At 40.8% G+C, this 228-nt stretch carries 1 protein-coding gene; it reads right to left on the reverse strand.

The annotated features are described in order from the left end of the window. Nucleotides 1–228, reverse strand: a 228-nt coding sequence (locus tag R0K30_RS23975) for an MlaD family protein (protein ID WP_410613586.1), incomplete at both ends; no start/stop codon positions are given.

A 228-nucleotide genomic window follows, 5' to 3' on the forward strand; every position in this document is an offset into this window, starting at 1 on the left:
GTACTCATACCAGTAATGCCGGTTTCATCTATGCGAGGTTTTACAACCCAAATGCTGGCATCTTCGGTAAGTAAATTATCGTAATTTTTATCTATTTGTGCCCGAGCTATTACGCTGTCTTGGCTGTCGGAAAGGCGTATATGATCTATTTGACCTATTTTTACACTACGCACTTTAATTTCTGTTTTACCAGCAATAATGCCCTCGGCTTGCGGCATAGTGATGTAG

It is taken from the genome of Bacillus sp. SIMBA_154 (genome assembly GCF_046536015.1).
GTDB classification, from domain to species: domain Bacteria; phylum Bacillota; class Bacilli; order Bacillales; family Bacillaceae; genus Bacillus; species Bacillus pumilus_P.